Genomic DNA, 22795 nt, shown 5'->3' on the forward strand with positions numbered 1-22795 from the left:
CGCAGAAACTGTTCGTAACTGTGCATGGGGTTTACATGATCGCACGGCAATAATGAGTCAACCAGTAAAGCCGTTCAAAGGAGCAATGCGATGCGTGAAATCCGTACTTTCGAACTCGATCATGGCGAGCCGGCCGCCGCATGGCGTGTCACGCAGGCGCTCACTCTGCAGGTGATGGCGGGCGAGGTCTGGCTGACGGTGCAGGGCGACCTGCGCGATTACTGGCTGTCCGCGGGCGAGACGTTCGAGCTGAACCGCGGCGAGCGGGCGTGGGTGAGCGCGGGGCCGGGCGGCGCAAGGCTCGCCCTTGCTTTCGGGAGCGACACGCACGGCGCGCGGGTTCACCCTTCTGCAAAGGGTGTGGGGCAGTCGTCCGTCCGGAACCTGGTGCCGCGTTGGCTGCAGACCATCTGACGCTTATCTGATGCTTATTTGACGGGTAAGGACGGCGGAGCTTCGTACTCCCCAATGTAGCGTGCGCGCGGCCGGATCAAGCGGCCGTCCGCGCTCTGTTCCATCGCATGCGCGATCCAGCCCACCACCCGGCCGACCGCGAACAGCGTAAACGCGGCGCCTGCGGGCAAGCCCAGCACGCGTTCAATGGAGGCCAGCGCGTAGTCCAGATTCGGCTCCGTGCCGGTCGTCTCGCGCACTGAGCGGGCCAGTGCGTGCACCTCCGCAATCGCCGAGCGCGCCGGCGCACATTCCGTCAGCAAATCCAGCAAGACGCGCGCACGTGGATCGCCGTTTGGGTACAGCGGATGTCCGAAGCCGGACAGCACCGCGCCGTAGATGCCATCCTCACCGGAGTTGAGACGGGTTGCCAGATAGCGGTCGAGATCAGGCGCGCGGGCGGCTTCGTCGAGCACGGCGGCGGCGCGGATCGATTCGCCGCCATGACGCGGGCCCGATAACGCCGCGAGACCGCCCACCACGGCGCCAAACAGATGGGTTCCCGTCGACGTAATGCAGCGGACCGTGAAGGTCGACGCGTTCAGTTCATGATCCGCGCAGGCGACCAGCGCTGCGCGCAACACGCCCATTTGCTGCCGGTTGCGGATGCCCCATGCGGCAGCAAGTTGCCGGTGCAGTGGCTCGTTCGATGGCGCTGCCGAGATCAGCGCCGCCGCCAGCAGACGCATCACCGCGCAGGCCGTATCGAGTTGTGCATCGCGGCCTTGCGCCCAGACGCGCGGCATTTGCGCTGCGGCGGCGGGCAGCAGCACGAGCGCCCGGTCGAGCGGCGCGCTGTCGCTCCACAGCTTGAGCCATGCGGACCATTGCGCCGCGCCAAGCGGCGACGGCGCCGCCTCAGTCAGGCGTCGCGGGCTGCATTCCCATAACAGCGTCGCCACTTCCTCGAGCGATGCCGTGCGCGCCAGTTCAACCGCGTCGTGGCCGCGATAGAGCAGACGGCCGTCGGCGATCAGCGTAATGGACGATTCGAGCACCGGTACGCCCCAGTCGAGCACCTTCTGCGCCACCTTGCCGGCGCGCTTGCCGTCTGCCTTGCGGCGCGCGAGCCGCCGCACTTCGGCCGCGTCATACAGCCGGTGCTTGCCGTGCGCATCCGGCGACGAATGCAGCATGCCGCGGCTCACATAGGCATAGAGCGTCGGCACGCTGATGCCGAGCAGGGAGGCCGCTTCGGTGGCGGTGAGATGGGTCGACATGGATATAAGCGCGCGAGAAAACCGGAGAAATCAATATATATTGATTATCTTAATCAAGATTGATTGGGAGCGGTTGGAATTCTAGACTGGCTTGGCAAGACAACAGCCGGGCGGTCCCAGTTTTGCTGTCCTTCCGTTGGCGGTGGATACCGTGCAAGACGCAGCCGATCCACGGATGCCCGGACTCTCTTCACCTTCGTTGCGAAACTTTGCGAATTGCCATGACACCTCAGCTCGCACTCGATCATCTCTGGACCGCGGCCGGATGCGATTCCGCCGCTCTCGACGCCGTTTCGCTGACCGGCGAGGATCCGGGCCTGCCTTCGATCTACCGTGTCGGCACGCTCGCCACCGCCACGATCGCTGCGACGGGCCTCGCTGCCGCCGAATGCTTTCGGCTGCGTACCGGTTGCCGGCAACGCGTCGAGGTGGAGATGCGGCGCGCGCTGGCGGCGTTTCGCAGCGAGCGCTATCTGCGCGTGAACGACGGGCCGCCGCCGGCCTTGCGCGATCCTGTGATGGGCTTCTACGCGACACGCGATGGCCGCTGGATTCAGTTGCACACCAATTTCCCGCATCATCTGGCGGGCATCCTGAAGGTGCTGGGTTGCGCCAACGACCGTGTGGCCGTGGCCGAGGCGATTCGCGGCTGGGACGGCGCGGTGCTCGATCAGACTCTCGCCGATGCGGGTCTGTGCGCGGCGCTGATCCGCTCGCCGCGCGAATGGGCGGCGCTCGAGCAGGCGCGGGCGATTGCCAATCTGCCGCTGTTCGAAATCATCCGAATCGACGCCGCGCCGCCCGAACCCGCCGGGCGCGGCGGCGCCGATCGGCCGCTGGCCGGCGTGAGGGTACTGGACCTGTCGCGGATCATTGCAGGGCCGGTGGCCGGGCGTGCGCTCGCGCAGCACGGTGCGCAGGTGCTGATGATCAATGGCCCGCATCTGCCGAATATCGCGCCGCTCGTGATCGATAACGGCCGCGGCAAGCGCTCGGCGACGCTCGATCTGCGAGACGCCGCGGAGTGCGAGCAGTTGCGCGGGCTGGTGGGCGACGCCGATATCTTCCTGCAGGCCTACCGTCCGGGTGCGCTCGCCGCGCGCGGTTTCTCACCGGAGGCGCTGGCCCAGATTCGCCCCGGAATCGTCTACGTGTCCATTTCTGCGTATGGGCACACCGGGCCGTGGGCACAGCGCCGTGGCTTCGACAGTCTGGTGCAGTCCGCGAGCGGCATTGCGTGGACCGAGAGCCGCGCGGCGCAGAGTGACGAGCCGAAGCATCTGCCGTGTCAGGCACTCGATCACGCCACCGGCTATCTCGCGGCATTCGGTGCGATGGTCGCACTGGCGCGCCGGGCCACCGAAGGCGGTAGCTGGCACGTGCGCGTGTCGTTGGCGCAGACGGGGCGCTGGCTGCAATCGATGGGGCAGATCGAGGACGGTTGGCGCTGGCCCGAGGTCACGTCCGAGGACGTGCAGGATTGCATGGAAACCGTCGATTCGCCGTTCGGGCGGATTCGCGGGACCTTGCCCGCGGAACGTCTGACGGAGACGCCCGCGTTCTACAGCCGGCCACCCGTGCCGATCGGCACTGACGCGGCCGCCTGGGCCGAGTGATCACGGCCGGTATGCAGGAGCAGGGCCGCGCTGCGAGGCTTCGAATCAGCAGTTGCCTGAGCCCCCTGCGCGGCGTGCCCGATGACCGGGCGAACTACTTGCGTAACTCAGCAACGAAATCGTAGTAGTCGTTGCGGCAATAGGTGTCGGTCAATTCGATTGCGCGCTGCTCGGCGGTATAGCCGACACGCGTGATCAGCAACAGTGCCTCGTTCGGCGCAATGCTCATCTGCTGCGCAATCTCGTCGCTCGCATTGACGGCGCGGAAATGCTGCAACGCGCGCACGATCCCGAGGCCACGCTGCTCGAGGTAGCTGTACAGCGAATCGCCGATCGCCTGCGGATCGGGAATCACCGCGGCCGGGAAGGTCGAGTTCTCGACCGCCATCACGATGCCGTCGGCAAGACGCAGGCGCCGCAGTCGGGTCACCGCGGCCGCCGGCGACAAGCCGAGTTGAATGACTTCATCGCGATTGGCGGGCACGATCTCGCGCGAGATCCATTGCGAACTTGGACTGAAGCCGCGCCGCCGCAGCATTTCGCTGAAGCTCGACAGGCGCGAGAGGGGGTCTTCATAGCGCGGCGTGATAAAGCTGCCCGCTCCCTGGGTCCGGCGGATCAAACCCTGTTCGACGAGTAGGGCGATCGCCTTGCGCGCGGTGATCCGCGAAACGCCGAGCGCGTCCGACAGCACGCGTTCGGACGGCAGCGCCTCGCCTGCGTTCCAGCGGTTTTCATGAATCGCGTTGCCGAGCTTGCGAGCGAGTTGCAGATAAAGCGGCGTATCGTTTTCCGGGTCCGGACGCAGGTCGCGCCAGCGGTCTTCCGAGGCAGAGTTCATGTGGCAGACGCAAGAAGGGCAAGCGGCAATTCTATGACATTGGCGCGCGGTGTTATAGCGGGCTTTTGCCTGGGGGCCGATTTGACAATTCGCGAGCGGATAAACTGGAGAGGCAATCGGTTATTGGCCACGGCCATTCGCACCTCAAAGGAGAAACCATGACGACCGCCATCGCCACTGTGAGCTTGCCCGACGGCGAGCGTATTCCGACGCTCGGCCAGGGCACCTGGGAGATGGGTGAGCAGCCCGCGCGCCGCGCCACGGAGATCGCGGCGTTGCGCGCCGGCGTCGAACTCGGCATGACGCTCATCGATACCGCCGAAATGTACGGCGACGGCGCGACCGAATCCCTGCTCGGCGAAGCCCTTGCTGGACTGCGCGAGCGCGTTTTCCTTGTCAGCAAAGTCTATCCGCACAATGCCAGCCGGCGCGGAGTGCAGGCCGCCTGCGAGCAGAGCCTCAAACGCCTGAAGACTGACCGGCTCGACCTGTATCTGCTGCACTGGCGCGGTTCGGTGCCGCTGGAAGAGACGGTCGCAGGCTTCGAGGCCTTGCGGCGGGCGGGCAAAATCCGCCATTGGGGCGTCAGCAACTTCGACACCGACGATATGGAGGAGTTGATCTCCGTGCCAGGCGGCGACGCGTGTGCGACCAATCAGATTCTCTATAACGTCGCGCGGCGTGGTCCGGAGTTCGATCTCTTGCCATGGCTCGCCGAACGGGACATGCCTGCCATGGCGTATAGCCCGGTGGATCACGCGCGCCTACCGAAGCGCTCGCCGCTCGACGATATTGCCGATGCGCGTGGCGTCTCGGTGTTTCAGGTGGCGCTGGCGTGGGTGCTGCGGCAGCCAGGCGTGTTCGCGATTCCGAAAGCAGGTCGCGTCGAGCATGTGCGCGACAATCATCGCGCGCTGGATCTTCAACTGAGTGATGATGAGCGCGCGACTATCGACACTTACTTCAGGCCGCCGCGCAGCAAGCGGCCACTCGAGATGCTCTGATGCGGACCGCGCTCAGGTGCAGGCGTGATGCAGATGGACGGAGCCGAGCACCGCGACTTCGGCGGGCGTGCGCTTGAGCGAATCTTCGCTGACCTGAGCAGCGTCGCCGACGAAGTCATCGACGATCGACGAGACCGGCACATTACGCAGACACAAGGACACGCGCTGGGTTTCGTTGGCCGGCAGCGAGGCGCGCTGACCGAGGAACAGCACGCCGTATTGATAGCCGTGGATGATGCCGCGTACCGCGCCGACGCATTGCGCCTCCGCCACGTTATCGGCTTTCTGCTTGCAGACCTGCATCAGCGACCAGGCGGAAAAGGACGGATCGACGGGAGGGGCGGCCTGCTGTTGCGCGGCTTGTTGTGCCGGCTGGTCGGCCGTCTGCGCGTGTGCCAGTGCGGCGAAGCCGAGTGCTGCTGCCATCAGCAGCCCGGTGGCTGCTCGCGCTGCGGTGCGGGGGACATTTGATCGCATGTTGTGTTGCCCTCATATCGAACGTTGAATCTGATATGAGGGGATTGTCGCTGTTTGGTTCCAGCCGGTTTGGGATGCATCCGGCTTGCGTCAATCTGGATGTACGTTGCTGAGGTTACTGATCGCCATCTGTCCCGGCCCGGGCGGTGACGTTCGACCGGGGGATCGAGACGCCACCGCCTGCTCTTGCCGGGAGGGGCTGCCGCGACGAAGCACGGCGTGCGGAGAGGAACGGCTCGGGGGCGCCGTTCCCGTGGATCTAATGTCCGTTACCGCCGCCGTGACCACCGCCATTGCCGCTTCCACCCTTGCCTCCGTGACCGCCGCTGCCGAAACCGCCGCCAAAGCCGCCAGGACCGCCACCGAAGCCACCGCCAGGACCGCTACCAAAGCCACCACCAGGACCGCTGCCGCAACCGCAGCCGCTGCCCATGCCACCGCCAAACCCGCCGCCGAAACCACCGCCCGGACCGCCGCCCGGACCGCCGCCCGGACCGCCACCGCCAGGGCCACCACCGCCAGGGCCGCCACCGCTAGGACCACCGCCGCTAGGGCCGCCACCGCTAGGACCACCACCGCTAGGACCACCACCGCTAGGACCGCTACCACCGCCCTTACTGCTGCCACTTGGACCGCTGCCGGCACTAGCCGCACCAGCGTTCGACCCTGAGCTGCCCACACCGGCGTTTGCTCCCGCACTCGCAGCGCCTGAACTTGCGCCGCCACGTGGGTGAGGCGTGCAGCTTCCAGACTCGGTGGCATGACATTGCTCAACCGAGAAGATCGTTGCGACATCATCAGCCATGGTGGCTGCATAGGCCGCTTCGCCCGTCGCGGAAGGATCGTCCTGATCGAGTTGGGTCGCGGAGGCCGCGCCACCGGCGGACAACGGAGCGCCCGCTGCAACCACCAGCTTCACGCCGTTATCGGACGAGTCCGCGTACGCCGCATGAGAAGCAAGCAACCACGCGCCAGCGGCCAATACCGCCACTCCCCTGGCAATCCCGTAGCAGTACTGATTTAATCTTCTGGTTTTCATTGCTTCTCTCCCGAGGAGGCGTCAGCTGCTCGTTCGCCGCCGTCTCGCAAGCTGTGTCGTCCGCGAATGGCCTGTCGCGTTGCGGGCCTCATCGCGTCCTTCGTTCGCTTTGCGCGCCGCGTGCCACTACATAACGCACGCGATGTGCGCGGAACGCTGTCACCGTTCTGCCGATCGTTGGTGGTTCCGGCTCGCGTGATTGACTCCCCCTCCCCTCGCGCAGTCCGGCAAACGCCAGTCGACCAGTCGTTTGCCGCGCGCGATGTCGACCGTGCGCGGGGTGCCGCGGCGCTGATCTGATCCGTTCGGATGGCGCTCAGCGCGACGGTTCGCGCACGCGACTGGATCGTTCATCGCGGGCCGGATACCGCTCGTTCTGTAGCGATATCCATGCCATTGCCCGCTGAGGCCCGTCCGATGTGGCCTCTTTGTGGTGGGTGCGGCGCGGAGCGGGGCGAATTGACGGAAAACGTTTCGGACGTGAAACGCACCCGAATTCTTTTGTTAAACCAGCGGCAGTCGTAGCGAGGATCGTCGCGCCGCACGTGGCACCGCGCGTACCGCCGGTCGCCGCGCTACGCGTTGCGCGGCGCGCATTGCAGTGTGCGCAGGTCCTGAATGGGGATGTGGCAGCGGATCCTGTGCCCGTCACCGGCATCGATGAAGGGTGGGTCCTGCTGTTCGCAGACAGCACCGAGCTTGCGCGGACAGCGTGTATGGAACACGCAGCCCGAAGGCGGTGCGGCCGCGCTCGGCACTTCGCCGGACAGGCGGATCCGTTCGCCGTGCGGAGCGGCGTCGAGCGCGGGGGCCGAGGACAGCAGCGCTTCGGTATAGGGGTGATGTGGTCCGTCGAAAACGGCGGCGGCCGGCCCTATCTCGAGCAGGCGTCCCAGGTAGAGCACGGCAATGCGATCGGACAAGTAGCGCACCACGTGCAGATCGTGTGAGATGAACACGTAGCTCGTGCCACGCTCGCGCTGCAGATCGGCGAGCAGGTTGAGGATCGACGCCTGCACCGAGACGTCGAGTGCGGAAGTGGGCTCGTCGCAGACCACCACCCGCGGTTCGCCCGCAAACGCGCGCGCAATCGCGACGCGCTGCTTGAGGCCGCCCGACAATTGCCGTGTGCGTGCGCCCAGATAGCGATTCGGCAGGCGCACTGCCGCAGTGAGCGCGGCGAGCCGTTCATCCTGCGCGGCGCCGCGCAACGCGGCGAGCCGCGACAGCGCCCGGCCGATCAGGCGCTTCACCGAGTGCGACCGGTTGAGCGCCGAGTCGGGATTCTGGAACACGATCTGCAGCGACTTGACCTGCTCGTCGTTGCGCCTTGTGACGCGTGCCGGCAGGGGCATGCCGTCGAGTTCGAGGATACTGCCTGCGTCGGGTGAGAGCAGGCCGAGCATCAGCTTGGCGAGCGTCGTCTTGCCGCTGCCCGATTCGCCGACGAGGCCCAAGGTCTCGCCGGTGGCGAGATCGAGCGAGACGTCGTCGACCGCCTTCAGTGCGACGCCTGAGACGTGGAAGGTCTTCGAGACCCGCTCGGCACGCAGCACGAGTGTGCCCGGGGCGGCGGCCTGCGCGGGCGCGGCGTCGCCGACGCTGGCGCGTGGCGAGGGCGTGTCGGCGGTTGCGCGCGGCAATTCCATCGCACGTTCGTGATAGTGGCAGCGCGACATCTGATCGCCGTGTGCCGCAGCGACCCGGTGCGGCGGCGGCGCATCGCGGCGGCAGCGGTCGTCGGCAAGACGGCAGCGGTCCGCATAGATGCAGCCTTGCGTGATCGAGCCGGGGGCGGGCAGTTGACCTGCTATCGTGTCGAGCCGCTCAAGCGTCTTGCTGCGCCCGGAGGTCGGCAAACAGCGCAGCAGCCCGACGGTGTACGGATGACGCGGCCGCGCAAAGACGTCTTGCGTGGCGCCTTCTTCGACCAGCTTGCCCGCATACAGCACGCCTACGCGTTCGCACATGCGCCCGATCACCGCGAGGTTGTGGCTGATGAACAGCACCGCCGTGCCGAGTTCCTTGCGCAGTTGTGCGACGAGGTCCAGCACTTCGGCTTCGACCGTGGCATCGAGGCCGGTGGTGGGCTCATCGAGAATCAGCAGGGCGGGGTTGGAGGCCAGCGCCATTGCAATGACCACACGCTGCTGCATGCCGCCGGACAATTGATGAGGATAACTGTCCATCACCCGTTCAGGCGCCGCGATTCGAACGCGCCGCAGCATCTCGAGCGTGCGCGTGAGCGCGTCGCTGCGGGTGGCGCCGGCCGCCTCGAAGGCCTCGGCGACCTGGCGCGCAATCGTCATGGACGGATTCAGCGCCCGCCCCGGATCCTGGTAGACCATCGAGATCGCGGTGGCGCGCATGGTGCGCAACGCGTCGGCATCGAGCGCCTGCACGTCCTGTCCGGCGATCAGGATTTTGCCTGCTTTCACCTTGCCGTTGCGCGGCAGGTAGCGCAGCGTCGCCATTGCCATGGTCGACTTGCCGCAACCGGATTCGCCCACGAGTCCATAGGCCTCGCCGCGTCGCACGCGCAATGAGATGTCGTGCAGGACTTCGCGATCGCGTCCGCGAATCCGGTAGGTGACCGTCAGGCCGACGACGGTCAGGGCGTCCGTGCGTTCGCTCTTCGAGACGTCGAAGGCGGGAAACGAGGCGGGCGGCGGGCCGTTCATCGGTCTAGTACGCCTTGTACACTGTCGGCGATCAGGTTCACGCCGACCACCAGCGAAGCGATTGCTACCGCGTCGAAGACGACGGTCCACCACGCACCGCCCGCCATTAGCGTGTACGACTCGGACAACGCCAGACCCCAGTCGGCGGAAGGTGGCTGGATGCCGAAGCCGAGAAACGACAGCGTCGCCACCGCGAAGATCGCGTAACCGAGGCGCACGGTAGCTTCGACGATGATCGGCGGCAGCACGTTCGGCAGGATCTCCACAAACATGATGTACGGCGCCCGTTCGCCGCGTAGTTGAGCCGCGGCAACGTAGTCGAGATGGCGTTCGGCGAACACCGCGGCGCGTACCGTGCGCGCGGTGATTGGCGTGAAGGTGATGCCGATTACGAGGATGACTGTGAAGTTCGACGCACCGACTGCGGCCAACGCCAGCAGCGCGACGATCACGAGGGGCAGCGCCAGCACCGCGTCGATGGCGCGTCCGACCACGTTGTCGACCCAGCCCTCGAAGTAACCCACGACGAGGCCAAGCGCGGTGCCCGCCAAGGTACCGAGCAGCGTGGCGAGCGGCGCAATGGTGAGGATGTCGCGCGCGCCGACAATCACGCGCGAGAACACGTCGCGGCCGAGCTGATCGGTGCCGAACCAGTGCGCATGATCGGGCGGCATCAGCGAATTGAGCGGGTCGGACGCATAGGCATCTTGCGGCGCGATCCACCGTCCGGCAATCGCGCAGGCGACCCACCAGACGACGATCACCACACCGACCACGAAGGTCGGCGAGCGCAGCAGCACGCGCAACTGGTCGAAGCGCGGTTCTCGCGCGACAGGCGTGGCCGGGATAATCGTGCTCATTCGCCGCTCCTTACGCGCAGGCGTGGATTGAGCAGCACCTGCAAGGCGTCGGCGACGAGATTGGCCACCGTATACACGACACCAATCGTCAGCACGCCCGCTTCGAGCATCGGAAAGTCCTTTGCTTTGGCGGCGTTGTAAATCAGCGAGCCGATGCCCTGGTAGTGAAACAGCGTCTCCACCACGACAAGGCCGCCGATCATGTAGCCGAGCTGCGTCGCGGCGACGGTGATGGTGGGCAGCAGCGCATTGCGCAACACGTGTCGCCAGATCACAACGTGTTGCGGCAGGCCCTTGAGAATCGCGGTGCGGGTGTAATCGGAGTCGAGCGCTTCGACGGTGCCGGCCCGCGCCATGCGCGCGATATAGCCGAAGAACACCAGCACGAGCGGCAGCACCGGCAGGATCAGATGCTTCAGTTGTTCGAGTGCACCGGCGCCCGGCGGATAGGTGGCTTCGATGGGCAACCAGCGCAACCACACGCCAAAGATCAGGATCAACGCGATCGACGACACGAATTCCGGCACCACGGTCGCCGACAAACCGGCGATGCTGATCGTGCGGTCAAGCCAGCGTCCCGCATGCATCGCGGCCCACACGCCGCCCGCAATACCTAAAGGTACGACGACGATGAACGCGAGCAGGCCGAGCTTTGCGGAGTGGGCGAGCGCATCGGCGATGAACGGCCCGACCGGCTCACGATACGCGTAGGACAGCCCCATATCGCCGCGCACGAAATGCGTTATCCACTCGACGTATTGCGTCAGAAGCGGCCGGTCCGCGCCGAGCTGATGATTGAGTGCGGCGACCGCGCGCGCATCGGCCAGCGGTCCGAGAATCGAGCGGCCGATGTCGCCGGGCAGCAACTGGCCGCCCGCAAACACGATCACCGACAACAGCCATAGCGTGGTCAGCGACAGCGCAAGACGTGTGGCGAGAAAACGCGCGACCCGTCCCGCGTTGCCGGAAGCAACGCGAGGAGTGGAGGGCGTGAGCGCGGTCGACATGATGGGCGGGTGGCGAACGGTGCCGTAATCAGGCAGCGAGCGTCACGCGGTCAAAATACAACTGCGCAAGCGCAGTAAAGCGCATGCCGTTGACACCCGAACGCATCGCAATCAGTTGATCGTAGAAGAACGGAATGATGATCGGCGTCTCGTCGAGCAGCAGCGTCTGGATCTGACCGGACAGCTTGCGCTGTGAGCCGATGTCGATCGCCGCGACGAACTGCGCGACCAGTTGGTCATACTGAGGATTCTTGAAGTGCGCGGCGTTCCATGTGCCGTTGCTCGTCAGCGGCGCGTTCAGGAACACGTTCGGCACGCCACGATGGCCGTAGTCAGTGATGCCGAGCGGTGAGTCGAGCCAGTCCGATTTGCCAGGCGTGCCCGCGCCGTAATAGAGCGACTGGCTTTCCACCTTCAGATTGATGCGCACGCCGATTGCCTTCGCCGCGTTCTGCACGACCACGGCGAGATCGGGAATCTCCATGTACTTCTCAGTGGTGAGCGTGACGTCGAAACCGTTGGCGACTCCCGCCTGCGCGAGCAGTTGCTTCGCTTTGGCAACGTCGATCTTGCGTTGCGGCACACCCGCGTCCGACGACGGAAACACCGGCGCGAACGGGCTATCGTTGCCGAGTTGCGCCTTGCCACGAAACAGGCCACGCACGATCACATCGCGATCCAGTGACAGCGCCATGGCCTGGCGCACGCACTTGTCCTTGAAGAGCGGATCGTCGTTGCGCATGTGGATCTGGCGATGCGCACTCGACTTCACGGCTATCGTCTTGAACTCGGGGTTGTTCATGAGACCCGCGCCGCCCTGCACGGTGAACGTGCCCATCACGTCAGCCTGACGTCCTTGCAGCGCGAGAATCTGCGCCTGTTCGTCGGCGTAGAACGAAAACTGCACGCGTTGTGGCAACGCTTTTTCGCCCCAGTAGTCGGGATTGCGTACGAACGAGGCGCCGACCTTCGGTGTGTACTTCTCGAGCTTGAACGGACCGGTGCCGATAAAGCTCTTTTCGTAATTGCCCGCATAGTTTGCTGGCAACAGGATGGCGTTGTAATTGTCCGAGGAAACGTAATATGGGAAGTTGCCGTTCGGCGCGTCGAGATGGAATGCCACCGTGTGATCGTCCACGGCCTGGGTGCCGCCCTTGGACAGCACACCCTTCAATACGGAGAGCGCCGCCGAGCCGCTTGCCGGATCGGCGAGGCGGTCGAAGGTGGCAACGACGTCTTTGGCCGTGAACGGCTGGCCGTCGCTGAACTTCACGTTCGGGCGCAGCTTGAAGGTCCAGACGTCGCCCTTGTCGTTCGGCTTCCATGACAGCGCGAGCGCCGGCTTCAGGACCAGGTGTTCGCCGTCGTCGTCGATCAGGAATTCGCCGGTCTGAACCAGCAGCGCGAGACCGCCGGCGTCGGTGACGGTGAGCGGGTCGATCGCGCCGGCGGGCGTCAAATGGGCCACGCGGATGGTGGCGTTGGCTCCGCCCGCTGCGCCCTGCGCGCGCGCTTGCGGCGTGGCGAACAGGCCGCCGCCGGCAAGCGAGAGTCCAATGACGCTTGCGTAGCGCAGCAACTCGCGGCGCGACAGACGGCCGGCGAGGAATTCGTCGATCGCGTGATTGCCGTAGTTATCGGCGCTGCGGCGTGCAGTTTCGAGCGCGAGGAGTCGATCCGCGGAAGTCTTCATCGATGGGGTGTCCAGTCCGTTCTGATTGGTGCCGGGCGGCTGACGCACGGCAGGGGCGACGGTATTGCGATGGCGAAAAGCGGTTTCAGTGTAAGCGATTGCCTACCGATTCGGAACGTTTGCGGCGGCCACGGGCCAGCGAGGCGCGCTTAAAGGGGTCAACCTGTATCGCGCTGACAACGCCCTGCGGGCGCCGTATAACACTTGCCGATGCAGCGGCAGAAGAACCGCCGCGGCGACGACATCTTTACCGGTTGGCTTAGTGCTCGTGCGGATGCTTGTGAATCGGATCGACCCAATACACGGTTTCCGGTGCTTCGACGGCGTCGATGTTCAGATTGACCACGACCGCTTCGTTGTCGCTGCGCACCAGCACGCATTCGAGCGGGTCGTCGGTGCTGGCGTTGATTTCCTGGTGCGGCACGTAGGGCGGCACGAAAATGAAGTCGCCGGGACCGGCCTCCGCGGTGAATTCGAGGTGCTCACCCCAGCGCATGCGTGCCTGGCCACGTACCACGTAGATCACACTTTCGAGCGCGCCGTGATGATGCGCGCCGGTCTTCGCATTCGGATGAATCGTCACCGTGCCCGCCCAGATTTTCTGCGCACCGACGCGCGCCGCATTGATTGCGGCTGCGCGATTCATGCCGGGGGTTTGCGCGGTGTTTGAGTCGAGCTGGTCGCCGCGGATGACCTTGACGCCGTGCTCGCGCCAGTCGATGGGTGCGCTTGCGGCGGAGGGCGCAGCGTCGGATTCATGAGCGTGAGGGTGGTCGTGGTCGTGCGGATGGTCGTGGCTCATGGCGTGTCTCCTTTGGCCAAGGTGGGCATCCCAGGCGGGCCTGTCGCCATTCTTGCATGTTCACGGATTGCGCGCGCAGCGTGTGGGCGTGTGGGAAACGATCGCGGCGCAAATGGTCCGGGCGAAAAAAAGCCCGCTCACATGAACGGGCTTCTTCCACACGAACCTACAGCGCTTACTTCTGCTTCGCGTTGATCACGGCTTCGGCGACGTTGTTCGGCGTTTCAGCGTAGTGCTTGAACTCCATCGTGTAGGTCGCACGGCCTTGAGTTGCCGAACGCAGCGAGGTCGAATAGCCGAACATCTCCGCGAGCGGCACTTCGGCGCGCACCAGCTTGCCGCCGCCACCTGCGATGTCCTCCATGCCTTGCACGAGTCCGCGACGGCTCGACAGGTCGCCCATCACGTTACCCATGAAGTCTTCGGGCGTTTCCACCTCCACGGCCATCATCGGCTCAAGCAGCACCGGCTTGGCCTTGCGCATCGCTTCCTTGAACGCGATCGAACCGGCCATGCGGAACGCGTTTTCGTTCGAATCGACGTCGTGGTACGAACCGAAGGTCAGCGTCACCTTCACGTCGACCACCGGATAGCCCGCCAGCACGCCGGCCTTCAGCGTTTCCACAATACCCTTGTCGACCGCCGGGATGTATTCGCGCGGAATCACGCCGCCCTTGATGGCGTCGACAAATTCGTAGCCCTTGCCTTGCGCCGCCGGCTCCAGCGTGATCACTGCGTGACCGTACTGACCGCGGCCGCCCGATTGCTTGACGAACTTGCCTTCCACATCCTCGACCTTGTTGCGCACCGTTTCGCGGTAAGCAACCTGCGGCTTGCCGACCGTGGCTTCCACGCCGAACTCGCGCTTCATTCGGTCGACCAGAATTTCCAGGTGCAGCTCGCCCATCCCGGAGATGATGGTCTGGCCGGATTCTTCGTCGGTCTGCACGCGGAACGACGGATCTTCCTGGGCGAGGCGATTGAGCGCAATGCCCATCTTTTCCTGGTCGACCTTGGTCTTCGGCTCGACGGCCTGGGAAATCACCGGTTCCGGGAAGATCATCTTTTCAAGGATGATGATGTGGTTCGGATCGCACAGCGTGTCGCCCGTGGTGGCTTCTTTCAGGCCGACTGCCGCGGCAATGTCACCGGCGTAGACTTCCTTGATTTCCTTGCGCTCGTTCGCATGCATCTGCAGGATCCGGCCGAGGCGTTCCTTCTTTTCCTTGGCCGAGTTGTAGACGGTATCGCCCGAATTCACCACGCCCGAATACACGCGGAAGAAAATCAGCTGGCCGACGAACGGGTCGGTCATGATCTTGAAGGCAAGGGCGGAGAAAGGATCGTCGTCCTTCGGATGACGCTCGATTTCGTTATCGTCCTCGTCGTGACCGGTGATCGCGGGAATGTCCAGCGGCGACGGCAGATAGTCGATCACCGCGTCGAGCATCGCCTGCACGCCCTTGTTCTTGAACGCGCTGCCGCATAGCATCGGCACGATCTCGTTGGCAATCGTACGCACACGGATGCCGTGCTTGATTTCCTCTTCGGTCAGCGTTTCGCCGCCCAGATATTTGTCGAGCAATTCCTCGCTCGCTTCAGCGGCGGCCTCGACCATCTTGTCGTGCCATTCCTTCGCGGTATCTGCGAGTTCCGGCGGGATGTCCCGATACTCGAACTTGATGCCCTGGTTCTCTTCATCCCAGTAGATCGCCTTCATCTTGACGAGGTCGACCACGCCCTGGAAATGATCTTCCGCGCCGACCGGAATCTGGATCGGTACCGCGTTGCCCTTCAGGCGGTCGCCAATCTGCCGCTGCACGCGGAAGAAGTCGGCGCCGACCCGGTCCATCTTGTTGACGAACGCGATGCGCGGCACCTTGTACTTGTTCGCCTGGCGCCATACGGTTTCGGACTGCGGCTGCACGCCGCCGACCGAGTCGTACACCATGCACGCGCCGTCGAGCACGCGCATCGAGCGCTCAACTTCAATAGTGAAGTCGACGTGACCCGGGGTGTCGATGATGTTGATGCGGTGTTCCGGATAGTTGCCGGCCATGCCTTTCCAGAAAGCGGTCGTGGCAGCCGATGTGATCGTGATGCCGCGCTCCTGCTCCTGCTCCATCCAGTCCATCGTCGCCGCACCGTCGTGAACTTCACCGATCTTGTGAGTCACGCCGGTGTAGAACAGGATGCGTTCGGTGGTGGTAGTTTTGCCGGCATCGATGTGAGCGCTAATGCCGATGTTCCGGTAGCGCTCGATGGGAGTCTTGCGGGGCACGTGAACCTCCTTGGAGTGTTTCTCTCGCCGGTGACGGGCGTCGCGCGGCGCGCGACGCCGCCCGGACGATCTCGGTGCTGCTGTAAGACTATAAGCATAGCGCGTGACACCCGCTTTTGCAGGAATCTTGCCAGGCGGGCGTAACGGCCAGCCAGTGGGCGTTGCAGCGGCGTGTGCAGGTGCAAAAAAGCCGGTGGCCTCGGGAGGGCACCGGCTTCGCGGGATGTGGGGACTGTAAGACGGGAAGCCGGTGGCCGCTGGTCCGGCGACCGCATACCACTATAGCTTACCGCTGGCGCACGCTCGCGCTTATTGCGCCGCCGGCAACCCCTGCATCACCATCCCCGGCTTGATGCCCTTCGACTCGAACCAGTTCTTGCTCATTTCCAGCGCATACACACCGTTGTTGCGCGGGCAATGGTTGTTGGTCGTCTCGGCATCCATTTCGTCGATGTCGGTGATCGTGCCGTCGGCGCGCATGAAGGCGATCGACAGCGGGATCAGCGTATTCTTCATCCAGAAGCAGTGCACGGCGTTCTCGCCGAACACGAACAGCATGCCTTCGTTCGGCGCGAGCTGCGTGCGATACATCAGACCTTGCTCACGATCCGCATCGGTGCTGGCGACGGCGGCGTCGATGACGAACATGCCGACCGTCAGCTTGGTGCGCGGGAAGTCGCCGGGCTGCTTCGCGCCGGGCGGCATCTGTTGTGCGTAGGCGTTGTGAACAGGGGCAAGCGTGAACGAGGCGGCAGCCAACGGCAACGCAACGGCAATCGCAAAACGCGCAAACAATGAGCGCAGGGAAATTCGCACGGCAAGACTCCAGGCAGGAAATTAACCCGCGCATGTTACGCGAGCGCGTCAGAGCACGTCAAAAACAAAAAGGCAGATCGCCTTGCGGTGATCTGCCTTTCAACGCCGTAAGAACGGCAAGTGCTGCTTGTTCTTGACTGCGTTTTTACGACAAACTTACTCCGAAGCGCCCGAAGCTGCAGCAGCTGCTGCTGCCTTCTTCTTCGATGCCTTCTTGTGCGTTGCCTTCTTCGTGGTCTTCTTTGCCGACGAAGCTGCTGCCATCGGAGCTGCCGAAGCTGCGACCGGTGCCGAAGCTTGTGCGAATGCTGCCGTTGCGAAGAGGCCAGCGACCAGAGCGGCGATCAGTTTGTTCATTTTGTGAATCCTCAGCTTTAGTTAATTAACCAAATGACCCGGTTATGTATGAGTCATGTCGGTAAACGTGCCATCCACCTTTCGGTTGACAGCCGCATCAACAAATTTTCGTGACGCGTCTGCTAGCGCTCGGGCTCCCTGCACTGACCGCAAGAACGGCTTGTACAAAGGCCCTCAAGGCTGAATGCCGGATAGCTTCGGGCGGCATCTGCGTCGAATAACGCGTGAGCTTGCGACGCGGTTGACGTAAATTTTCGGGAATATTTATTCCGGCGTTATGAAAAGGCCAAAGGCCCTTGGCGAATTGCGGCAATGAATATTCACTGCATAAAAAACGCTTGCGGATACAACGGTTTAGCTGGCGTTTGCTTAAACCTTGAGCATCATCGGATACCGTCCCACGGTGCGCGTGGAGAGAGTTCGAGCGAGGCGCCCGGTTCGAGTCCCAGCGAAAAAATATCTAGCGCGCCGATGCCTACGCGCACGAGGCGCAGGGTAGGGAAGCCGACTGCCGCCGTCATGCGGCGCACCTGCCGGTTCTTGCCTTCGGTGATGAACAGTTCGACCCATGCCGTGGGGATCGCCGCACGATATCGAATGGGCGGATTGCGCGGCCACAGGGTCTCGGGTGGTTCGATTAGTTGCGCGTGACACGGGCGTGTCACATAGTCGCCAAGATCGACGCCGCTTGCGAGCCTCGTGATTGCTGCGTGATCCGGTGCGCCTTCGACCTGCGCCCAGTAACGTTTGACGAGCTTGTGGCGCGGTTCGGCGATGCGCGCCTGCAGCGTGCCGTCATCGGTGAGCAGCAGCAGGCCTTCGCTATCCGAATCGAGGCGGCCGGCCGGGTAGACGCCGGGCACCTTGACCCAATCGGCCAGCGATGCGCGCGTTTCGTGCGGTGAGAACTGGCAGATGGTGCCGAACGGCTTATTGAGAGCAAGGAGGCGCATGCGGAATCCGGCGAACACCGGCCTTTATGGGCGCTTGAGCCGGCGCCGGTTGGCACCCGCTCGACGCCCGGCTGGACAAGTTCTGTGGCAAACGGCGGGATAATAATGCATAATCCATCGCAGCAGATCTTATGTCTTATATAAGACATAAGACGCGCATGTGATTGCCCGAAGCGGCAAGATACTGCCACCATTGCTTTGCCCTCCCGCAAAACCCGCGCCCGGTTGCCGGCGCTGCGAGGTTCAGCGTGGGCTAGAATAACCGCTCGACCGCTCGCAGGCGTTCGGCATTGCGCGTAGCGAGGAGCGCCCGGTTTCGCAGTCCCCATCTGCTTCAACCAGAACAGCCATCACTGGAGTCCGATCATGCCGTATCAGCACATTAAGGTTCCGACGGGCGGAGACAAGATTACTGTCAACGCAGACTACTCGCTCAACGTTTCTGACCAGCCGATCATTCCGTACATCGAAGGTGACGGTACGGGTACCGACATCACGCCGGTCATGATCAAGGTGGTCGACGCGGCGGTCGAGAAAGCCTACGCGGGCAAGAAGAAGATCCATTGGATGGAAGTCTTTGCTGGCGAGAAGGCGACCAAGGTCTATGGTCCGGACGTGTGGCTGCCGGAAGAAACGCTGGCGGTGGTGAAGGAATATGTCGTCTCGATCAAGGGGCCGCTGACAACCCCGGTGGGCGGCGGCATCCGTTCGCTGAACGTGGCGCTGCGCCAGGAGCTCGATCTCTACGTCTGCCTGCGCCCTGTGCAGTACTTCAAGGGCGTGCCCTCGCCGGTGCGTGAACCGGACAAGACCAACATGGTGATCTTCCGCGAGAACTCGGAAGACATCTACGCCGGTATCGAATGGGAAGCAGGCTCGGAACAGGCGAAGAAGGTCATCAAGTTCCTGCGCGAAGAAATGGGCGTGAAGAAGATCCGCTTTCCCGAGACGTCGGCGATCGGCATCAAGCCGGTGTCGAAGGAAGGCACGGAACGTCTGGTGCGCAAGGCGCTGCAGTATGCGATCGACAACGATCGCCGCTCGCTCACGCTGGTGCACAAGGGCAACATCATGAAGTTCACCGAAGGCGCTTTCCGTGACTGGGGCTATGCGCTGGCGCAGAAGGAATTCGGCGCGCAACTGGTGGACGGCGGCCCGTGGATGAAGTTCAAGAACCCGAAGACGGGTAGCGACATCGTCGTCAAGGACGTCATTGCCGACGCGTTCCTGCAGCAGATCCTGCTGCGTCCGGCTGAATACGACGTGATCGCCACGCTGAACCTGAACGGCGACTACATTTCGGATGCGCTGGCTGCGCAGGTGGGCGGCATCGGTATCGCACCGGGCGCCAACCTGTCGGATTCGGTGGCCATGTTCGAAGCCACCCACGGCACGGCGCCGAAATACGCGGGCAAGGACTATGTGAATCCGGGCTCGGAAATTCTGTCGGCAGAGATGATGCTGCGTCACCTCGGCTGGACCGAAGCGGCGGACATCATCATCAAGTCGATGGAAGCGTCGATTCTGCAAAAGCGCGTCACCTACGACTTCGCGCGTCTGATGGAAGGCGCGACGCAAGTCTCGTGTTCGGGCTTTGGTCAGGTGCTGATCGAGAATATGTGAGCGTGAAGTTCGGCCCGCCCCGGGCTGAATTAAAAACCCCGGTCGATTGATGGTCGCCGGGGTTTTGCGTTTTTGGGCTCAGGTGTTGTGCTGGCCGGCGGTGGGGCGCGCTAATGCGCGTGATTCCAGCCGGTATGTTGCTTGCGACGAATTGTCGCACCGAGGGTCCGTTCTTGTATCTCGCAAATGTGCTTCGGATATCCGATAACGGTCGCCCGGCTTCAGTTGTTGCTTCAGGATCAGCGTCTCAATACGCTGTACGAAAACAAAAATAATTCGTTATTCTGAATTTATCGTATCAAGTCCGATAGGGCGGACTACAACATTGTCAGTCATCTTGAAAAGGCCTCCTGATAAATGGCCAGGCGTCAGTCCATCTGGTTCGAAGTCACCCCCTCTGATATAAGTTCGCCGCTTTGGCAAGCGCGTCGTCGGCACAGGTTTGGCCGAACGATGACGCGCTCGATATTCGAGGGGAGAAAATGACCGACGAGAAGATTCGCGCGAATGTTTATGTAGCGACACCCAGCTACGGCTCGGTTGTCGCAACGGACTATGTCCTTGGCCTCCTTGATTTGTACGAAGCCTCTGCGCGTTATGGGTTCGGTCTGCGGACGAACTTCAACAGCTTTGACAGCCTCATCACCCGCGCCCGCAACATCATGGTCGCCGAGTTTCTCGCGGACAGCCGTTTCACGCATCTGATGTGGATTGACGGAGACATCGGTTTCAAGGGCGACGATGTAGTGCGACTTCTGAAGGCGGACCGGCCAGTGGTGGCGGGCGTGTACCCGCTGAAATCCGACGGCTGGCCGCGAGCGGGTTTGTCCGAGCCCTTGGCGGCCGGAACTACCAAAGCTGATTTTCAGGCGCGTTTCGCGACTTACCCTGCGGTGGCACGCGCCGGTAAGCTGGAGCCCGATGCAGACGGTTTTCTGGATGTCCTCTATGCGCCCACCGGATTCATGCTGATCAAGCGAGAAGTGTTTCGCGCTCTGATCCAGCGCTTTCCAGAGTTGCACTGCCGCACGCGCATGCAAGGCCGCGAGGACGAGGAGATGGGCGTGGCGGCATCCCTGCATTATTCATTCTTCGACACGATGATCGATCCACAAACACGCGTGTACCTATCTGAGGACTACGCGTTCTGCCGGCGTATCGAGAGTATTGGCATTACGCCGGCGGTGGATACGCGCTCGAACTTTACGCATCAGGGTGTGGCCGTGTTTCAGGGCGATCTGGCGCGCAGTCTGAAACTGCAACGCTCGGCAAGCCGTCTCGATGCGAAGTAAAAGGCGGCTCTTGTAAATCGCAAATTGACACCCCGGCGCCGCAAGATGGCCGGGGTTGTTCATTTTGTCGCGGCAGGCAACGATCACCAGCAAGCGATGCCCTCTGCGCTATGATGCATCGACCGATTACCCGCACACGCGATACGCGCGAACTGTTCCGCAATGATCTGTCTCAGGCGCTTCCTCATCGTGCTTTCGCTTGCTTTGCTAGCCATACAAGGCGCGTTCGCGCACGAGCGCATCATGCCCATGCGGGGCGATGGCGCGCCGTGCAGATGCGAGGAGTCACCGGTGATGTGAGCGCACCGTACGTCGCGTCCAGCTTGCGTTCGCATTGCGAAACGACGGCCGCAGCAGAGCCACCCGTGCAATCACGACCGCGACCGCACTGCAAGGCCAGGTTGTGGGGCCGCTGATCGAAGTGCGCGAGGGCGACACGGTCGAAATCCGTTTCGTGAATCGCTTGCCGCAACCGTCGACGATCCATTGGCACGGCTTGCCGGTGCCGCCAGACCAGGGCGGTAATCCGTCCGATCCTGTCGCACCGGGCGCCTCGCGCGTCTACCGCTTTACGCTGCCGCCGGGTAGCGTCGGCACTTATTGGTACCACCCGCATCCGCACATGATGTCGGCGGAGCAGGTGTTTCGGGGACTCGCGGGCCCAATCGTGGTACGCGCTGCTGCCGATCCGCTCGCCGGCTGGCCCGAGCGCCACCTGTTCTTCTCCGATCTGAAGCTCGCGAGCGACGGCACGATCGCGCCCAACGATATGGTGGACTGGATGAACGGCCGCGAAGGACAGTTCGTGCTGGTCAACGGCGCGCGTCGTCCGCTCATCGTGATGGCGGCGGACGAACGGTGGCGGGTGTGGAATGCCTGCAATGCCCGCTATTTGAGATTGTCGCTGGGAAACGGACGCACCTTTGCCCAGGTTGGCGCGGATGGTGGCCTGCTGCAGCAGCCACGCGAAGGGCTGACGGAGCTATTGCTGGCACCTGGCGAACGTGCGGAGCTTATTGTCCGCGTCGGGGGAGGAGTGCCAGGGGCCGCGCAATCGTCACAATCTGCGCCATCTGCACCGCCTGCATCATCCGGCCGATCCACCCAATCGGCGCAATCCACCCAGTCGGCACAGCCCACGCGCGCGGTCCTGACCGCCGAGGTGTACGACCGCCGCAAGATGGCGGTGTCACACGACAGTCTGCCGCCCGATTCCGCGCACCCGCTTGCCGACGTGCAGTTCGGACCGCACACCCCGGACGCCCCCGGCCTCGCCCCGGCGATTGCCGCAACGCTGCGTGAAATCTCAGCGCTCGGAGCGCCGGTCAGTCAAAAGTCCGTGGTGTTTTCGGAGCGAATGGACATGGCCGCGATGCACCGCAGCGGCGCATCCCACAGCGGCGTGCCCGCCGGCATGGCTTTCCTGATCAAAGGTGCGAGCTTCGATCCACAGCGCATCACGATGACGAGCCGTCGTGGCGAGGTCGAACGCTGGTCGATTGAAAACTGTGCGGACATGGATCACCCGTTCCATCTGCACGGCACGCAATTTCAGGTGCTCGAGCGGGAACAAGGCGGCGTCGCGACGCCCGAGCCTTATCTGGCGTGGCGCGACACGGTCAACGTACAGCCAGGGGAGATAGTACGGATCGCCTCAGTTCAGCAGCAGGCGGGGGATAGGATGTTCCACTGCCATATCCTTGAGCACGAGGATCTCGGCATGATGGGCACGCTCAGAGTGGTGTGACGGCGGGTATGACGCGCTGACCTGAGTGTTAGG

Annotated in this window: 19 protein-coding genes; 6 read left to right on the forward strand and 13 right to left on the reverse strand. The window is 63.5% G+C overall.

Features of this window, described 5'->3' with window-relative positions; all coding sequences use genetic code 11:
• Positions 1-90 precede the first annotated feature (90 nt).
• Positions 91-414, forward strand: coding sequence for a DUF2917 domain-containing protein (locus P3T40_RS11885; RefSeq protein ID WP_429267879.1), 324 nt, complete (start codon positions 91-93; stop codon positions 412-414).
• A gap of 14 nt (positions 415-428) precedes the next feature.
• Here P3T40_RS11885 and P3T40_RS11890 read toward each other — a convergent pair whose 3' ends face one another.
• The gene (locus P3T40_RS11890; protein WP_429267880.1) at positions 429-1673 is read right to left on the reverse strand and encodes a citrate synthase family protein; all 1245 of its coding nucleotides are present in this window, start codon (positions 1671-1673) and stop codon (positions 429-431) included.
• A 221-nt stretch (positions 1674-1894) separates the two neighbouring features.
• On the opposite strand from P3T40_RS11890, the gene P3T40_RS11895 reads away from it, so the two are divergent.
• The gene (locus P3T40_RS11895; RefSeq protein ID WP_429267881.1) at positions 1895-3289 is read left to right on the forward strand and encodes a CoA transferase; all 1395 of its coding nucleotides are present in this window, start codon (positions 1895-1897) and stop codon (positions 3287-3289) included.
• A 94-nt stretch (positions 3290-3383) separates the two neighbouring features.
• Here the strand turns inward: P3T40_RS11895 and P3T40_RS11900 are convergent, their stop codons facing one another.
• Positions 3384-4130, reverse strand: a complete 747-nt coding sequence (locus P3T40_RS11900; protein ID WP_429267882.1) for a GntR family transcriptional regulator — start codon at positions 4128-4130, stop codon at positions 3384-3386.
• Positions 4131-4288: 158 nt separating this feature from the next.
• Between P3T40_RS11900 and P3T40_RS11905 the strand changes: the two genes are divergently transcribed.
• Complete coding sequence (locus P3T40_RS11905; protein ID WP_429267883.1) at positions 4289-5134, forward strand: aldo/keto reductase; 846 nt, start codon at positions 4289-4291, stop codon at positions 5132-5134.
• A gap of 12 nt (positions 5135-5146) precedes the next feature.
• On the opposite strand, the gene P3T40_RS11910 is transcribed toward P3T40_RS11905, so the two are convergent.
• The 11 genes from P3T40_RS11910 to P3T40_RS11960 all read right to left on the reverse strand — a co-directional run bounded on the left by P3T40_RS11910 (position 5147) and on the right by P3T40_RS11960 (position 18100).
• Complete coding sequence (locus P3T40_RS11910; RefSeq protein ID WP_429267884.1) at positions 5147-5611, reverse strand: hypothetical protein; 465 nt, start codon at positions 5609-5611, stop codon at positions 5147-5149.
• Positions 5612-5870: 259 nt separating this feature from the next.
• Positions 5871-6650: a hypothetical protein gene (locus P3T40_RS11915; protein ID WP_429267885.1), complete on the reverse strand. Its 780-nt coding sequence runs from the start codon at positions 6648-6650 to the stop codon at positions 5871-5873.
• A 575-nt stretch (positions 6651-7225) separates the two neighbouring features.
• The gene (locus P3T40_RS11920; protein ID WP_429267886.1) at positions 7226-9331 is read right to left on the reverse strand and encodes an ABC transporter ATP-binding protein; all 2106 of its coding nucleotides are present in this window, start codon (positions 9329-9331) and stop codon (positions 7226-7228) included.
• Complete coding sequence (locus P3T40_RS11925) at positions 9328-10191, reverse strand: ABC transporter permease (protein WP_429267887.1); 864 nt, start codon at positions 10189-10191, stop codon at positions 9328-9330. The genes P3T40_RS11920 and P3T40_RS11925 overlap by 4 nt, the downstream gene beginning before the upstream one ends.
• Positions 10188-11198: an ABC transporter permease gene (locus P3T40_RS11930; RefSeq protein WP_429267888.1), complete on the reverse strand. Its 1011-nt coding sequence runs from the start codon at positions 11196-11198 to the stop codon at positions 10188-10190. The genes P3T40_RS11925 and P3T40_RS11930 overlap by 4 nt, the downstream gene beginning before the upstream one ends.
• A gap of 28 nt (positions 11199-11226) precedes the next feature.
• A complete protein-coding gene (locus P3T40_RS11935) occupies positions 11227-12891 on the reverse strand; it encodes an ABC transporter substrate-binding protein (RefSeq protein WP_429267889.1) in 1665 nt (554 codons plus the stop codon).
• Positions 12892-13150: 259 nt separating this feature from the next.
• On the reverse strand, positions 13151-13693 hold the full coding sequence (locus P3T40_RS11940; protein ID WP_429267890.1) for a cupin domain-containing protein: 543 nt from the start codon (positions 13691-13693) through the stop codon (positions 13151-13153).
• A 175-nt stretch (positions 13694-13868) separates the two neighbouring features.
• The gene (fusA, locus tag P3T40_RS11945; protein ID WP_429267891.1) at positions 13869-15974 is read right to left on the reverse strand and encodes an elongation factor G; all 2106 of its coding nucleotides are present in this window, start codon (positions 15972-15974) and stop codon (positions 13869-13871) included.
• A 309-nt stretch (positions 15975-16283) separates the two neighbouring features.
• Complete coding sequence (locus tag P3T40_RS11950) at positions 16284-16790, reverse strand: DUF192 domain-containing protein (RefSeq protein WP_429267892.1); 507 nt, start codon at positions 16788-16790, stop codon at positions 16284-16286.
• Positions 16791-16946: 156 nt separating this feature from the next.
• The gene (locus P3T40_RS11955; RefSeq protein ID WP_429267893.1) at positions 16947-17147 is read right to left on the reverse strand and encodes a hypothetical protein; all 201 of its coding nucleotides are present in this window, start codon (positions 17145-17147) and stop codon (positions 16947-16949) included.
• Positions 17148-17530: 383 nt separating this feature from the next.
• Positions 17531-18100, reverse strand: coding sequence for a pseudouridine synthase (locus P3T40_RS11960; protein WP_429267894.1), 570 nt, complete (start codon positions 18098-18100; stop codon positions 17531-17533).
• Between the two features lie 366 nt (positions 18101-18466).
• On the opposite strand from P3T40_RS11960, the gene icd reads away from it, so the two are divergent.
• From icd to P3T40_RS11975, 3 genes are all read left to right on the forward strand, one after another.
• Positions 18467-19723: an NADP-dependent isocitrate dehydrogenase gene (gene icd, locus P3T40_RS11965; protein ID WP_429267895.1), complete on the forward strand. Its 1257-nt coding sequence runs from the start codon at positions 18467-18469 to the stop codon at positions 19721-19723.
• Between the two features lie 482 nt (positions 19724-20205).
• Positions 20206-21015: a hypothetical protein gene (locus P3T40_RS11970; RefSeq protein ID WP_429267896.1), complete on the forward strand. Its 810-nt coding sequence runs from the start codon at positions 20206-20208 to the stop codon at positions 21013-21015.
• Positions 21016-21349: 334 nt separating this feature from the next.
• Entirely contained in the window at positions 21350-22762 is a 1413-nt protein-coding gene (locus P3T40_RS11975; RefSeq protein WP_429267897.1) for a multicopper oxidase family protein, read from the forward strand.
• Positions 22763-22795: the final 33 nt, after the last annotated feature.

This window comes from Paraburkholderia sp. EB58, from assembly GCF_050436665.1.
In the GTDB taxonomy this organism is placed as follows: Bacteria; Pseudomonadota; Gammaproteobacteria; order Burkholderiales; family Burkholderiaceae; genus Paraburkholderia.

Bases quoted from the DNA above. Each gene is read 5' to 3' on its own strand.
- P3T40_RS11935 (WP_429267889.1), bottom strand. From the start codon at position 12,891: ATGAAGACTTCCGCGGATCGACTCCTCGCGCTCGAAACTGCACGCCGC.
- P3T40_RS11955 (WP_429267893.1), bottom strand. From the start codon at position 17,147: ATGAACAAACTGATCGCCGCTCTGGTCGCTGGCCTCTTCGCAACGGCA.
- icd (WP_429267895.1), top strand. From the start codon at position 18,467: ATGCCGTATCAGCACATTAAGGTTCCGACGGGCGGAGACAAGATTACT.
- P3T40_RS11915 (WP_429267885.1), bottom strand. From the start codon at position 6,650: ATGAAAACCAGAAGATTAAATCAGTACTGCTACGGGATTGCCAGGGGA.
- P3T40_RS11885 (WP_429267879.1), top strand. From the start codon at position 91: ATGCGTGAAATCCGTACTTTCGAACTCGATCATGGCGAGCCGGCCGCC.
- P3T40_RS11930 (WP_429267888.1), bottom strand. From the start codon at position 11,198: ATGTCGACCGCGCTCACGCCCTCCACTCCTCGCGTTGCTTCCGGCAAC.
- P3T40_RS11910 (WP_429267884.1), bottom strand. From the start codon at position 5,611: ATGCGATCAAATGTCCCCCGCACCGCAGCGCGAGCAGCCACCGGGCTG.
- P3T40_RS11920 (WP_429267886.1), bottom strand. From the start codon at position 9,331: ATGAACGGCCCGCCGCCCGCCTCGTTTCCCGCCTTCGACGTCTCGAAG.
- P3T40_RS11905 (WP_429267883.1), top strand. From the start codon at position 4,289: ATGACGACCGCCATCGCCACTGTGAGCTTGCCCGACGGCGAGCGTATT.
- P3T40_RS11890 (WP_429267880.1), bottom strand. From the start codon at position 1,673: ATGTCGACCCATCTCACCGCCACCGAAGCGGCCTCCCTGCTCGGCATC.
- P3T40_RS11895 (WP_429267881.1), top strand. From the start codon at position 1,895: ATGACACCTCAGCTCGCACTCGATCATCTCTGGACCGCGGCCGGATGC.
- P3T40_RS11925 (WP_429267887.1), bottom strand. From the start codon at position 10,191: ATGAGCACGATTATCCCGGCCACGCCTGTCGCGCGAGAACCGCGCTTC.
- P3T40_RS11970 (WP_429267896.1), top strand. From the start codon at position 20,206: ATGACCGACGAGAAGATTCGCGCGAATGTTTATGTAGCGACACCCAGC.
- P3T40_RS11960 (WP_429267894.1), bottom strand. From the start codon at position 18,100: ATGCGCCTCCTTGCTCTCAATAAGCCGTTCGGCACCATCTGCCAGTTC.
- P3T40_RS11900 (WP_429267882.1), bottom strand. From the start codon at position 4,130: ATGAACTCTGCCTCGGAAGACCGCTGGCGCGACCTGCGTCCGGACCCG.
- P3T40_RS11940 (WP_429267890.1), bottom strand. From the start codon at position 13,693: ATGAGCCACGACCATCCGCACGACCACGACCACCCTCACGCTCATGAA.